This window comes from Microbulbifer variabilis (genome assembly GCF_052467165.1).
Map to the genome: position 1 here is coordinate 3,520,095 of NZ_CP174301.1, position 14,318 is coordinate 3,534,412.

Annotated in this window: 10 protein-coding genes and 1 pseudogene; all 11 read left to right on the plus strand. The window is 45.3% G+C overall.

Translation table 11 applies throughout. From position 1 onward, the window contains the following. Positions 1 to 2,071 precede the first annotated feature (2,071 nt). The 11 genes and pseudogenes from ACJJIP_RS15705 to nuoC all read left to right on the plus strand — a co-directional run bounded on the left by ACJJIP_RS15705 (position 2,072) and on the right by nuoC (position 14,298). Complete coding sequence (locus tag ACJJIP_RS15705; protein WP_444945543.1) at positions 2,072 to 2,554, plus strand: YcxB family protein; 483 nt, start codon at positions 2,072 to 2,074, stop codon at positions 2,552 to 2,554. Between the two features lie 814 nt (positions 2,555 to 3,368). Continuing rightward, complete coding sequence (locus tag ACJJIP_RS15710; RefSeq protein ID WP_444945544.1) at positions 3,369 to 3,965, plus strand: hypothetical protein; 597 nt, start codon at positions 3,369 to 3,371, stop codon at positions 3,963 to 3,965. A 721-nt stretch (positions 3,966 to 4,686) separates the two neighbouring features. Next, complete coding sequence (locus tag ACJJIP_RS15715) at positions 4,687 to 5,517, plus strand: CPBP family intramembrane glutamic endopeptidase (RefSeq protein ID WP_444945545.1); 831 nt, start codon at positions 4,687 to 4,689, stop codon at positions 5,515 to 5,517. Between the two features lie 510 nt (positions 5,518 to 6,027). Beyond that, positions 6,028 to 6,753, plus strand: coding sequence for a hypothetical protein (locus ACJJIP_RS15720; RefSeq protein ID WP_444945546.1), 726 nt, complete (start codon positions 6,028 to 6,030; stop codon positions 6,751 to 6,753). Between the two features lie 524 nt (positions 6,754 to 7,277). Further along, positions 7,278 to 7,790, plus strand: coding sequence for an SEL1-like repeat protein (locus ACJJIP_RS15725; protein ID WP_353376860.1), 513 nt, complete (start codon positions 7,278 to 7,280; stop codon positions 7,788 to 7,790). Positions 7,791 to 8,370: 580 nt separating this feature from the next. Beyond that, a complete protein-coding gene (locus ACJJIP_RS15730; protein ID WP_353376861.1) occupies positions 8,371 to 8,961 on the plus strand; it encodes a TrmH family RNA methyltransferase in 591 nt (196 codons plus the stop codon). 562 nt (positions 8,962 to 9,523) lie between these two features. Beyond that, a complete protein-coding gene (locus ACJJIP_RS15735) occupies positions 9,524 to 10,144 on the plus strand; it encodes a class I SAM-dependent methyltransferase (RefSeq protein WP_444945547.1) in 621 nt (206 codons plus the stop codon). Positions 10,145 to 10,741: 597 nt separating this feature from the next. Continuing rightward, a pseudogene (locus tag ACJJIP_RS15740) lies at positions 10,742 to 10,962 on the plus strand (hypothetical protein). 402 nt (positions 10,963 to 11,364) lie between these two features. After that, positions 11,365 to 11,778: an NADH-quinone oxidoreductase subunit A gene (gene ndhC / locus ACJJIP_RS15745; RefSeq protein WP_020412205.1), complete on the plus strand. Its 414-nt coding sequence runs from the start codon at positions 11,365 to 11,367 to the stop codon at positions 11,776 to 11,778. Positions 11,779 to 11,797: 19 nt separating this feature from the next. After that, a complete protein-coding gene (locus ACJJIP_RS15750) occupies positions 11,798 to 12,445 on the plus strand; it encodes a NuoB/complex I 20 kDa subunit family protein (protein ID WP_282951438.1) in 648 nt (215 codons plus the stop codon). Between the two features lie 47 nt (positions 12,446 to 12,492). Continuing rightward, a complete protein-coding gene (gene nuoC / locus ACJJIP_RS15755; RefSeq protein WP_444945548.1) occupies positions 12,493 to 14,298 on the plus strand; it encodes an NADH-quinone oxidoreductase subunit C/D in 1,806 nt (601 codons plus the stop codon). The last annotated feature ends 20 nt before the right edge of the window (positions 14,299 to 14,318 follow it).

The window sequence follows — 14,318 nt, forward strand, 5'->3', positions numbered from 1 at the left end:
ACTTTTACCCCATTTACCCCATTAGTCTACGCCCGTACTGGGTGTACCAGTCAATGAATTACGTGCCTTCGGCGCCCGACAGCTTACAATCCGCTTCGCTATGTTACAGCTGCGGGTTATTGAGGAGTCATGTAAAAACACATTAAATAAACCAATTTCCTCATGGTGGTAATGATAATATTTTTCAACACTCTTATGCATTACACTAAGTACTCGAAATAAATAGAGGAGAATTGAATGGTTAAATACAAAAAGCAGGCGTGGGATATACGACGCTGAACTATCAATCTGGCGAGTTTGAAACCCGTCAAGATAAAGATCCAAAAGTAAATAACGTGTGTATTTTACAGTAAATTTCAAACTGGTGCCCCCCATTGAAGTAGGGAAATATAGCGGTTAAAGTTCTTATACCTTGTATCTATGGTTGGCTACCATATAGCATAACTTTCTATTTATTGTTCAAAGGTATAATACTTATGAGCATAAAATTTCACTCAGATCAATTGTTCTACCACGGCACTAACGATCGTTATTTTGCGGAAGGTCGTATCGAACCAGCGGGACAATTCTACCTCTCTACCAGTGGGTTTGAATCGCCTATTACCGCGAACACAAGATACATAATTAAATTCAAGCTAGTTAGAAATGTTAATGCTGTTGAGAGCCGGAATATCAAACGTGGCGACGTTGATGAAACTCAGCTTATACGCGATGGAGGACTGTGGTGTTCGGTACCTGATGCTGGTGAGCCTCAAGTCTTGATCCATTGGGAAACCGCCGGACACAATTTTGAGTACGTCTCCTGGTCATTCTGTTGGTGGTCTGACCGTTTTCGGTGGGTGGCTTGTTGTGATCGACCAGCTCATTACGGACTGCCCAGTAACGATTATATGGTTTGAAGTCTTTAAGGGAAGTTCACAAAACAACATGGACAGTCATTCACAAATAAGATCGGTGACTGTCCTATTTATTTGGAAGTTTTAAAAAATACAAATATATTCACGTTATTTTAGGAGTTTGGATTTTCGCCCCTCTGATTTGGTTTTTCATCGAGTATTATTTCGTATGGGTTAAAGGGACAGGTGTGGATCGCAAATAATTGGCTGCTGGTAAAGAACTGGCAAAACCTTTTTGGGCTGCAGTTTTAGCAACTCTTTTGGTTTTGATGTCAAAATAATGCATAAATCGGGTAGCCGATAGTTTCTAGCTACCGGCCCCCACATCACCCATCGTGCAGGTCCACAATGGGCAGCTCCTTATCCGTAATAAATCTCTACCCAACGATAGTGTCGAGTAGCTCCTCATCTGAGTTAAGTGTCATGGCGGTGCGCTACCTCAAGTTTATCCGACTGAAAACATATCGGCAGGCTAGCCCTGTCTTTTAACTCATGGATTTAGGTTCAGGCCTTCACGGTATCCAAGGTATTAATCTTAGCATTAGGCTACTATGCCATCGGCTGACTTCTGTTTAATCACCTTGGTCATTACTGACCGAGGCGCCGTTGTGTCCTACCACTTTTGTCTATCCTCGCGATAGTCGCTAGCGGGCTGGGCCTACTTATGAGTCAGCGGCCCTGCTGACAGCTTCACAACAGCAAGTTAAACCGATCTCCCCAGATAAGAACGTGAACCTTCACTACACAACTGCATCATTGACTCCACCCGTTAGATCACCCAGCTTCGGTATCCTTGGCCATCTCGCCTCCAGGCTAAGCCTTATAGGATGTTTCCGTTCGCCGGCTCGTAGTCTTGCTGCTTCCCCCCATAAGACCTCACCGTATTGCAGTTGCCATTCTCTGGTAGTTAGCATTTAATGGCGCCCATTAAACGGTGATCTTCCTACACGGGACTTTCACCCCATTAGTCCGCGCCCATGCTGGGCGTGCCAAAATTAGGCAAGCGGACAAATTACTACGCCTTCGATTCCGTAATTTGCCGTTGTTAAAGGCGTTATCTGGGGCTAAGTCAAGGCCTTATGAGAGATGTGGCGTAATTGACATCAGCTTAAAGAATCATCCTGACACTCACTGTAGTGCTACGACAAATTAACCAGACACAATAAGTTGTTTTTATGCAGCCTTTTAATACTCAATTTACTTTATCTAGAGATTACCTTGCCGAATGTTATGATCAGTCTCTCCCCTATGGGAAAAACGTCAAGCCAAATTATCTTCTTCCTACATTATTATTATCTTCTGGTGCGGGATTACTGTTATTTACTGAGCAACCTAAGATCGCAGGTTGCACGTTAATTGCATTAGGCTTGCTGGAACTGATTCACATTCGATTTCGACGAGCTTGGTGGTTAGCACGGCAAATGCTTGGGAAAAGTGCCGGTAGTGAAGTTAAATTAACCATAGATAAGAATGGAATCCAGACACAGAATCCTTATACGATAACAGCTCTGTTGTGGGCAGATATCGAGCGTATTATTGAAACCGGTTTAGGGCTTATTTTGGTAGCTAAATCTGGGGGGCAGCAGTACTTATCTAAATCGTTATTACCTGCTGAATTAATTAATGAGATAGTTACCAAGATTAAGGGTAAACATTGATTTCAATAAAAAATTAAAATTGTGCCTACAATGCAGCCAATACATAAATCGGGTAGCCGGTAGTTTCTAGCTACCGGCCCCCACACCACCCATCGTACGGGTCCGCAATGAACGATTCCCCATCCGTAATGAATTGCCACCCAACGATAGTGTCAAGCAGCTCTTCATTTGAGCTGAGTGTCATGTCAGCGCGCTACTTCAATTTTATATCCGACTGGTATCATATCGGTAGGCTAGCCCGGTCTTTTAACTCGTGGATTTAGGTTCAGGTCTTTACCATGTCCAAAGTATTAATCTTGGTATTTGGCTACTATACCGACCGTCGGCTGACTTCTGTTTAATCACCTCGGTCATTACTGACTGAGCCGCAGCTGGATCTCATCACTTTCATCTATCCCCGCGATGGTCGCTAGCGGGCTGGGCCTGTTTATGAGTCAACGGCCACACTGACATCCTCACAGCGGCAAGTTAAACAATAAGAACGTGAACTTTCACTACAAAACTGCATCATTGATTCTACCCGTTAGATCACCCGACTTCGGTTTCCTTGGCCACCTCGCATCCAGGCTAAACCTTGTATGATGTTTCTGTCCGTCAGCTCGCAGTTTTGCTAGCGGCATCCTCCCCACAAGACCTCGCGGTGTTACAGTTGCCATTCGCTGGTAGTTAGCATTTAATGGAACCCATTAAACGGTGATCTTCCTACTGTGAACTTTCACCCCATTGGTCCACGCCCATGCTGGGCGCACCAAAAAAGGTAAGGCGACGCATAAATGCGCGCTTGCTTTAAGTGTTGTATGAACCTTAGATAAATATGAAAAAAGCACTTTTTTTAGTTTTGATAGTTGGTGGAATTTGGAAATTTTACAACCACTCAGCTGAGGTGTCGTTTGGGCCTGGTGTAATGGCACCTGAGCTACCGCAGCAGGAGAAAATTGACTCGATTTTTGGTTTCAGTTTTGGTAAATACAATATTACGGAAATTGCAGAATTTAGAATTAAAGCAAAAGTACTATCAAAGAAAAACTATCATACTGGTCGAGAAGCAGAGCTTTCACCTACTGATTTAGTATTAGGTTGGGGAAATATGTCTGATGAGAGTGTCCTAGAAAAAATTAAGATATCACAATCACGTCGATTTTATTGGTGGCGGGTAGACTCATTTCCAATACCTAGAAGAGAAATTGAAACCCATAGTGCGAATATGCACCTCATTCCTGGTAACGATGCTATAGAAGGCCTCATTGATGAAATTCGTAAGGGAGATATTATAGAAATATCAGGGAGTTTGGTAAACGTAAAATCTACCACCGATAATTGGTATTGGGAAAGTTCACAAACTCGTGAAGATACTGGAAAAGGAGCTTGTGAATTAATTTATGTTAAGAAGATTAACATAAATACTATTTAGTTTTGCATGTTTCATCACTTAAATCAGGTAGCCGTCAGTTTCTAGCTACCGGCCCCACACCACCCCTCTTGCGGGCCCGCAATGGGCGGCTCCCTGTCCGTAATGAATCTCTACACAACGATAGTGTCGAACATCTCTTCGTTTGAGTTGAGTGTCATGGCAGTGCGCCACCTCAATTTTATCCGACTGGAAACATATCGGTAAGCTAGCCCAGTCTTTTTAACTTGTGGATTTTAGGTTCAGGCCTTCACCATGTCCAAGGTATTAATCTTGGCATTTGGCCACTATGCCGTCGGCTGACTTCTGCTTAATAAACTTGATCACTACTGATTGAGGCGCTGCTGTGTTCCACCACTTGATTTCTACCCACGCGATGGTCGCTAGCGGATTGAGCCTATTTATGAGTCAGAGGCCACGCTGACAACTTCACAGCAGAAGGCTAAGCCTTATAGGATTTTCCTGTTCGTCGGCTCGTAGTTTTACTTGCGGCTTTCTCTCCACAAGACCTCGCGGTATTGCAGTTGCCATTTGCTAGTAGTTAGCATTTAATGGACCCATTAAACTGTAATCTTCCTACAAGGGACTTTCAGCCCATTAATTCACGCCCATGCTGGGCCTACCAAGTTACGACACAATCGCCCGCAAAAAGCGCAGGCTGAACTCGCTACACTACGTTTCGCTCGCCTGCGTGCAAAGCGTTAGCCGTCGAATACACGGAGGTATGATGAGAGACAGAAACCAAGCATTAGTCTTCATCGTCTCAGTGCTTGTAATTAGCTGGAGCTTTGAGGCGTTCATCATCGCCAGCGGGGGTGTCAGGAGCTTCGGCCCTCTCTGGATAGTCGCCCTGATGTGCATCCCTGGCGCTCTTTCCATAGTGCTGAGACTCATCCTGAAATCTGGATATGAAGATGTCAGCTTTCGGATCGGAAAGGGACGCTACTACGTCTATGCCGTCGCAATTCCATTCCTATTAGTATTGCTAACGAGTCTGGTATCTGCAGCCCTCGATATCCGGCAATTCTCGCTGGTGTCGTTGGAACAACTGATCCAACTCAGCCCTGTTCTTATATCCGTCCTAGTGCTCGGCCTGATCGGCGCATTTGGGGAAGAGCTCGGTTGGCGAGGATTCCTGTTGCCAAAGTTGGTAGGTGGTGGTGTTAAGAACCCCTATCTCGTCAGCGGACTTGTATGGGCGTCCTGGCATCTTCCACTCATTGCTTACGGAGGTTTCTACCAGACAGATTATACGTTGCTCATGGCGTTGATCTATAGCCTCGGTGTTATCGCCATGAGTTTTGTATTCAGCGAGCTCAGAATGCGCTCCGGATCAGTCTGGGTTGCCGCCATCGCCCACGCTGCTCACAACTTCTTCTTCCAGTTCGCGGCTCCTGTACTGCTTTTAACGGAACCGGGTTCGCGCTCAAAGCTGTGGGATATGGTGTCCAGCGACACTGGCTTGTGTATCGCAGTGTTCTACGCTATCGCGTACCTCGTTTTTCGCCATACCGTTCGACGGAGCAGGGCTTTCGAGGGGCGTTATGGCTCTTAGTATCAAAAATTTAATTATCGTGGTAGCTATGTTTTTGTTGTCGGGCTGTTATCCCATTAACAAACATTACAGCCAGCATCAATGATTACAGTTCAAAACGAATCAGGTGAGCCGCTACAGGATGCGACTGTTACGCTTGTCTCAAATGCATATCCTTACTGGTTCGTAAAAAACAAGAATGAGTATAGATACTAACTATAGAGGAGAGGCAGTATTTCCCAAAATCAAGGAATGGAGAGTTGAAGCACGAATGATTCATGGTGCAGAGGTATATTTCTGGAATTAGTGTGTATATAAAGAGGGGTATTTCACATATCTTACCAAGAATAGTAGTTCGAAAGATTTTAATAGAAACGCCACTATTACAATGTTGCCAGGTGCGTCTGAGCCTTGCCCAAGGGAGTTTAATTAGTGGTTAGCATAACAAAGCCAGCCAGAGCGGCAGCCAAACCGCTACGTGCTTTGTCTACCCCTGCTAGCCCTGTTAGGACACTTTAAAGAAATCTAAATATGTTTAAAAATATAGATGTTATACCTCAATTTCCTTCGTTAACTCCAGATGATATTTTGGACGTTAGTAATCGTCTTAAAGAAAGATTTGGATACAAAAAATTTCCAAGGGAATATGGCGATTTTCTACAAGAAACAAACGGCTGTTTGTTTTCGCCTAATGATGAAGACTTGGAAATTGGAATCCAGATTAAAACTGATTTGCCATTCATACAAAAGGCAAATGTGGCTGGCATTTTTGGCGTTTGGTATGACCGCTTTGACAGTAATGAACCTTCAAATTTAAACTGGCCAGAACTGTTTGCCTCTAATGAAAACTCTAAAGAAAACTTTGATGTTCTTCCTGACAATATGATGTCTTTTGCATGCGAGGAAGAATCATTTGGTAGCCTCTTTGCAATATCCACTGACCAAAGAGATTTTGGTCAGGTCTATTACTATTATGACAACTATATGTATTCGATAGTTGGACGTAAATTTATGCTAGAGAAGTATGGCTACTGTTACTACGACCAGAAACTATTAAATACTCTAGAAAAATATGGCTTTGATCGAGGCCAAGTAAAGAAAACAAATGAATTAGCTCAATTTGAACCAATTCAAGTCATAAACAATTTTGAAAGTTTGCCTGAAGATTGCAAGTTCGAACTGTTGAGAAATGAATTTGTCCCAGTGGCAAATTCCTTTAATGACTTTATGGCCAAACTAACAGAGGATGATTTGTGAAAGCCCTAAATCGGGTAGTCAGTAGTTTCTAGCTACCGATCCCCACACCACCCATTGTGCGAGCCAGCAATGGACAGTTCCCTACCCGTAAAGAATCTCCATCCAACGATAGTGTCGAGCAGGTCTTCATTTGAGTTGGGTATCATGGCAGTGCGCTACTTCCGAGCCAGTGACCACGCTGACAGCCTCACAGCAGCAAGCTAAACAGATCTCCCCAGATAAGAACGTGAACTTTCACTACACAACTACATTATTGACCCTACCCGATAAATCACCCAGCTAAGCCGCATAGAATGTTTCTATTCGTCAGTTCGTATTTGCTAGCGGCTTCCTCCCCATCGGTGTTGCAGTTGCCATTCGCTGGTAGTTAGCATTTAATGGCGCCCATTAAACGGTGATCTTCCTACAGGGGACTTTCACCCCATTAGGCCGCGCTCATGCTTGACGTACCAAGACGAGGCAGTTCTTTCCAGCCCAGCGGGCCTCCACCAGACAATTTACTTTGTGTAATTTTCGGAAAAATCATGCGAAATTCAATATTATTAATTTTGGCTCTATTCTCGGCACCCGTGTTATCAAAGGAAGATTGTGGGCCAGAATCTATCGGCTTAGAGAAGTCTTCAAATGTTGCCGAAAAACTGTATTACACAGGTACATGTCATTATCGAAATAAAGACTATGAACTATCAGCTAGGTCTTGGGAGGAGCTATCTAATCTAAAAAAAGTTGATCCAGAGTTTCAGGGCTTACAAGTCGATGTGCTAAATAATCTAGGGTACTTAACGTTCTTTGGTTTCGGAATTAAACAAAATCAAAAACTAGCGGTTTCGTATTGGGTAAAAGCTGTGTCTCTGGGCCATTATGAATCTGAGTATCATTTATGTCATGCTTATGCGGACAAAGAGCAATCAACCTATAACCTTGCCAAGGCAAAGAAGCATTGTGAAAAGGCGTTGCTGATTTACAAGGGGATGGAAAACCCCGACAAGGATATAATGTCAACGCTTAAAAAATATAATGCTCAAGTAAATGGGTAAAAATGCATAAATCGGGTAGCCGGTAGTTCTAGCTACCGGCCCCTACATTACCCATCGTGTGGGTCCGCAATGGGCGGCTCCCTATCCGTTATGAATCTCTACCCAGCGATAGTGTCGAGTAGCTCTTCACTTGAGTAGAGTATCATGGCAGTGCGCTACTTCCGAATCATCGGCCACGCCGACAACTTCACAACCGCAAGCTAAACTGATCTCCCCAGATAAGTACGTGAACTTTCACTACCCAACTGCACCATTTACTCTGCCCGCTAGACCACATGGCTTCGGTGTCCTTGGCCTCCTCGCCTCCAGGCTAAGCCTTTAGGATATTTCTGTTCGTCAGCTTGTAGTTTTGCTAACGGCCTCCTCCCCACAAGACCTCACGATGTTACAGTTGCCATTCGCTAGTAGTTAGCATTTAATGGAGCCCATTAAATGGTGATCCACCTACACGGGACTTTCACCCCATTAATTCACGCCCATGCTGGGCGTACCAAATAAAGGCACCCCACCGCCGCTTTGGTTTTGCTGCTGGTGCTTTAAGCGTCAGGCGTCAAGCAAACTATCTGAGATTTTCGAGAATATGGAACTAGAGAAAAGTGAAGCTCGAAAGAGAGCTGATGAAATTAAGCCATACCGTTGTAAGAATCTAATTGCTGTTCTCGAATGTCCAATAGATATGAAAAATATTGGCACAGTTATTAGAAACGTCAATGCTTTAGGTGTAGAGAAAACATATATCGTTGATCCGCGTAACTCACTGCCTGATGATTGGCAGGAAATGAGAGAGAGAAAATCACTTTCAAAACCGTCTGTGTCTGCAATAAAATGGAGTTTTGTAAAGCGATTTGACAGTACAGAGGAGTGCTTAGCCCACTTGGCCAATAATAGATTCACCTCCATCGTCACCTCTCCTCATGTAAAAGGAAAAGACAACTTTATACTACATGAGGCTGATTATACGCAGCCGAAATTAGCCGTATGGTTTGGTAACGAATCTCGAGGTATAAGCGATTTGGCAGTAGAAAACAGTGATTTCTGCGTATCCATTCCAATGTTTGGAATGATTGAAAGCCTGAATCTAGGCACAACTTCCGGAATTGTACTGTATGAAATTACTAAGCAGCGCCGTGAGTATCAGGAAAAATACAAGCGGGCACGCCGCGGTACCTAAATCTGGTAGCCGGTAGTTTCTAGCTACCGATCCCCACATCATCCATTGTACGAGCCTGCAATGGACAGTTCCCTATCCGTAATGAATCTCCATCCAACAATAGTGTCGAGCAGGTCTTCATATGAGTTGAGTATCATGGCAGTGCGCTACTACCGAGTCAGCGGCCACGCTGACAGCTTCACCGCAGCAAACTAAACAGATCTCCCCAAATAAGAGCGTGACATTTCACTACATAACTGCATCATTGACTCTACCCGTTAGATCACCCGGCTTCGGTGTCCTTGGCCACCGCACCTCCTGGCTAGGTCTTAGAAGATGTTTCTGTTCGTCAGCTCATAGTCTTGCTAGCAGCCTCCTCCCTACAAGAGCGCGCGGTGTTGCAGTTGCCATTCGCTAGTAGTTAGCATTAAATGTTGATCTTTCTACAGGGGACTTTCGCCCCATTAGTTTACGCCCATGCTGGGCGTACCAAGTAAAGACAGCATCGCCCCTTCGGGCCTGGATCTCACTACGCTCGGCCGCTGTTGGCGACGTTAGAATTTCTACTCATCGGAGATAGGGAATGTCAACGAGAGAGATCTCCAACTATTATGACTCGACAGAACATAGTGATACTCGAGAAGATTTAATTTTTGCTCTTAGCGAAGTAAAAGGAAGAAAGATTGCTGTTGATTGTGGCTGTGGAGCAGGATCAGATATAGCTTATTTACGCAGTAATGATTTCACAGTTCATGCCTTTGATATCGAGAATGAATCCATATCTAGATGTCGTAAACGATTCAAAGATGATGAGCAGGTTATTCTATCCAGGGATACTTTTAATACTTTCAATTATCCTGAGTCCTCACTGGTAGTTGCTGATGCTAGTCTTTTCTTTTGTCCTGAAAAAGATTTTGAGTCAGTTTGGTTGAAAATAACTAACTCTTTGCCAGAAGACGGGATCTTTTGCGGTTCATTCCTAGGGCCAAAAGATACAATGGCTGGGCCTGAGTATGATAAGGAAGCATTTTGGAGTGATACTCTGGTTATGAATGAATCGAAGATAAGAAAACGCTTCAGTAACTTTGAGCTATTAAAGTGGACTGAACATGACCTTTCAGGAGAAACTACAGATGGTACACCGCATCATTGGCATATATTCTCCATCGTAGCGAGAAAAAAATCTAAATCGGGTAGCCGGTAGTTTCTGGCTACCGTCCCTCATACTACCCATCATACGTGTCCACCATGGGCAGTTTCCTACCCGTAATACATCTCTGCCCAACGATAGCCTTGAGCAGTTCTTCATTTGATTTAAGTGTCATGGCAGTGCGCTACTTCAACTTTATCAGACTGGAAACATATCGGTAGGCTAGCCCTGTCTTTTAACGCGTGGATTTTGGGTTTAGGCCTTCACCATGATCAAGGTATTCATCTTGGCATTTGGCTACTATGCCATCGGCTGACTTCTGTTTAATCGCCTTGATCATTACTGACCGAGGCGCTGCTATATCTCACCACTTATGTCTATCCCCGCGATGGTGGCTATCAGGTTAGGCCTAGTTATGAGTCAGCGGCCATACTGACTGCTTCATAGCGGCAAGTTAAGCAGATCCCCCAGATGAGAACGTAAACTTTCACTACACAATTGCATCATTGACTCTACCCATTAGGCAACATGGTTTCGGTGTCCTGGGCCACCTCAACTCCTGGCTAAGCCTTATAGGATGTTTCTGTTCGTCAGCTCGTAGTTTTGCTAGCGGCTTCCTCTGTAGTGGGCGATATGGAACTGTTGGTGCCTATGGCCGGTCTGATTGATATCAAAGCTGAAAGCACACACTTGCAAAAAGAGATCGAAAAATTATCCAAAGATCTCCCTCGCGTCGAAAGCAAGCTCAATAACCCGAAGTTTGTCGAGAAGCACCGGTTGAAGTTGTCGCCAAGGAAAAAGATAAACTCACCCACATGAAAAGTGCCCAGGAGCGCCTACAGCAGCAGCTGATGGAAATGAGTAACCTTTGATCCAAAGGTGGGAGTTACATTCATCCCTACAACGCATTAAACATCTGGCTATCGGGCTCAGCCCTCTTTTTTATTGCCCAATTTTCGCAAAAATCCACCTGACGCTTATTTTTACAGAATCACCTTTTATAAGAATGGGGTATATAAGAATTAAAAGTTCCTTGGCCGTACTGGCGCTTGGTGGCGCAACGATTTATAAACAGTGAACGATCAGTTATATGTATGGGCCCATAATAGAAGCGCCCAAGATATAGCCATAAACAGAGAATAAGAACGTCTTATTCAATCAGCTTTCATTTTGCCTGAAAGCATCCCCATTCAATATTTTTGCGCTGTAAATTTCGTCGCAGTATCAGTGGTTAACCCGGGCTCAGGCCCAGAAGAAAATCGGGGAGAAATACGTTGAACTATCCAGAAGAGTTCAACCCGGAAGTATGGCCACTAATTGTTTACTGCCTGGCCGTGCTTGCATTAATCGTATTGATGCTGGGACTTTCCTATTTCCTTGGCCAGAAGCGCAGAGACCCCGCCACCGACGAGCCCTTTGAATCCGGCATTATTTCTCAAGGTAGTGCCCGATTACGTATTTCTGTTGCCTATTATCTGGTTGCCATTTTATTCATCGTATTCGACCTGGAAGCTATCTATCTGTTTAGCTGGTCTATTGCATTTTATGAAACAGGACTACTTGGATTTATCGAAGCCACCGTGTTTATTGTGATCTTGCTGGTGGGCCTGATATACCTCTGGCGACTGGGTGCGCTGGAATGGGGTGGCCATCAAAAGAGCCTGATTGATCGCGAAAATCATCAATAAACACTCATAGGAATATGCTATGCGTTGGCAGTTAAGCAAAGCCCAAGATGTAATTGCCGCCGATTCTTCTCAAGCGGAAAACGGTGCAATAGCCGAAGATCTAAAGAAAAATATCCTGCTTGCAAAACTGGAAGAGCTTGTCGCTTGGGGTCGTTCAAACTCACTGTGGCCATTTAATTTTGGACTCTCCTGTTGCTATGTGGAAATGGCTACCGCATTTACCAGCCGTCATGATATTTCTCGCTTCGGCGCAGAAGTTATTCGCGCTACACCCCGTCAAGCTGATCTTATTGTGATTTCCGGAACTGTATTCTTGAAAATGGCTCCGGTAGTGCAGCGCCTGTACGAACAGATGATTGAACCTCGGTGGGTTATCTCCATGGGTTCCTGCGCCAACTCCGGTGGAATGTACGATATTTATAGCGTTGTACAGGGTGTGGATAAATTCCTTCCGGTAGATGTGTATGTACCGGGCTGTCCACCCCGACCAGAAGCGCTGCTACAGGGACTTACTCTTTTACAAAAATCAGTTGCCGCAGAGAGACGCAGCTTTAGCTGGGTGGTAGATGAGCAGGGTACGAGGAAAATCCCTAAACAAAGCCAACGTGACCTGCACCGTGAGGAGCGCATGCGCGCAGATGTTTTGCGCTCACCAGATACTGTATAGCCACACTGTTGCCGCTGACAGACAACACAATAACAACGGAATGCCCGATGACAGGCGTCATAGCAAAAAGTGTCCACAGCGAGACTCCCTATAGCAAAGAAGCCCGGGCTTTCTTGCAAGACCTGAACCGTGAATATCAACGGCATAATTATTGGCTGCAATCTGACAGCAATGACATGCCCACGCTGTGGGTCGATACCGAATCCCTAATACCGCTATTAAGCTTTCTCAAACAGGATATTTCCCGCCCCTTTGCCATGCTGTACGACCTCAGCGCTATTGATGAGCGCTTGCGGGTTAATCGTGGGGAGGGTCCGGAAAAGCAACCAGCCAGTGATTTCACCCTTATTTACCAGCTGCTTTCTTTTAGCCGTAACTTGTTTATTCGTATTAAGATCGCACTCCCTGAATCTCATTTGTCCGCGCCATCGATTACCAGTATCTGGGAAAACGCTAATTGGTATGAACGGGAAGTATGGGACCTTTTCGGAATCCACTTTAACGGCCACCCGCACTTGCAGCGTATTATGATGCCGACAACCTGGAAAGGTCACCCATTACGGAAAGATCATCACGCTCGCGCTACAGAGGTGGACCCCTTCTCATTATCCGAGGAGAAGGAGCGCCGTGAGCAGGAAGCCCTGCTGTTTCGCCCAGAAGATTGGGGGATGGCTCGCCATAATGAGGATTCAGAGTTCATGTTCCTCAACCTGGGGCCAAACCATCCCAGTGTCCACGGCGTTTTCCGCGTAGCATTGCAACTAGACGGCGAACAAATCGTGGATGCCGTGCCGGATATTGGTTATCACCATCGCGGTGCGGAGAAAATGGCGGAGCGCCAGGCTTGGCACACTTATGTGCCATACACAGACCGCATCGATTACCTAGGTGGGGTTATGAATAACCTGCCCTACGTATTGGCCCTTGAGCAACTGGCTGGAATTCAGGTTCCCGAACGTGCCCAGGTCATTCGGGTAATGATGTGCGAATTTTTCCGCATCTCCAGCCATTTGGTATTTTTCGGCACATTCGCCCAGGACGTGGGACAGATGTCTCCCGTCTTTTATATGTTCATTGATCGTGAAAAATTATTTGGCATCGTAGAAGCAATCACTGGCGGGCGCATGCACCCGGCCTGGTTCCGCATTGGTGGTGTTGCACAGGATTTACCTGAAGGCTGGGACAAGATGGTGCGGGAATTTCTCGACTATATGCCCGCACGTCTGCGCGACTACGATGGCATGGTTATCAAGAATAAATTGTTACAACGTCGCTCCAGGGGCATCGGCGTCTACAATACCGCAGAAGCCATGGAGTGGGGCGTGACCGGGCCAGGCTTGCGCGCTACAGGTCTGGAGTGGGATCTGCGTAAAAAAAGACCCTACAGCGGCTACGATCAATTCGAATTTGATATTCCCACTTACGATGGCGGGGATTGTTTTGATCGCTGCCGGGTGCGAGTGGATGAAATGTGGCAGAGCCTGAGAATAATTCGCCAGTGCCTGGAGAATATGCCCTCAGGACCCTATAAATCCGATCATCCCTTGACCACGCCCCCTCGCAAAGGGCGAACCATGCAGGATATCGAAACTCTTATCCAGCATTTTGTTAATAACAGCTGGGGGCCGGTAATGCCTGCCGGGGAAGTATGTTTCCCAATAGAAGCGACGAAAGGGCTGAATAGTTACCAAATTATCAGTGACGGCGGCACTACGTCATATCGCACCAGAATTCGCACCCCCTCATTTCCGCATCTGCAGATGATTCCACTGATGTCTAGGGGGCTGCTAATTGCCGACTTGATCGCAATTATTGCCAGTATTGATTTTGTTATGGCTGATGTAGATAGGTAAATAATAAATACGCGGCCTCA

Excerpts from the sequence above, each read along its gene's own strand:
- ACJJIP_RS15730 (WP_353376861.1), top strand. The coding sequence starts at position 8,371 with ATGGAACTAGAGAAAAGTGAAGCTCGAAAGAGAGCTGATGAAATTAAG.
- nuoC (WP_444945548.1), top strand. The coding sequence starts at position 12,493 with ATGACAGGCGTCATAGCAAAAAGTGTCCACAGCGAGACTCCCTATAGC.
- ACJJIP_RS15725 (WP_353376860.1), top strand. The coding sequence starts at position 7,278 with ATGCGAAATTCAATATTATTAATTTTGGCTCTATTCTCGGCACCCGTG.
- ACJJIP_RS15710 (WP_444945544.1), top strand. The coding sequence starts at position 3,369 with ATGAAAAAAGCACTTTTTTTAGTTTTGATAGTTGGTGGAATTTGGAAA.
- ACJJIP_RS15715 (WP_444945545.1), top strand. The coding sequence starts at position 4,687 with ATGATGAGAGACAGAAACCAAGCATTAGTCTTCATCGTCTCAGTGCTT.
- ACJJIP_RS15750 (WP_282951438.1), top strand. The coding sequence starts at position 11,798 with ATGCGTTGGCAGTTAAGCAAAGCCCAAGATGTAATTGCCGCCGATTCT.
- ACJJIP_RS15720 (WP_444945546.1), top strand. The coding sequence starts at position 6,028 with ATGTTTAAAAATATAGATGTTATACCTCAATTTCCTTCGTTAACTCCA.
- ACJJIP_RS15705 (WP_444945543.1), top strand. The coding sequence starts at position 2,072 with ATGCAGCCTTTTAATACTCAATTTACTTTATCTAGAGATTACCTTGCC.
- ACJJIP_RS15735 (WP_444945547.1), top strand. The coding sequence starts at position 9,524 with ATGTCAACGAGAGAGATCTCCAACTATTATGACTCGACAGAACATAGT.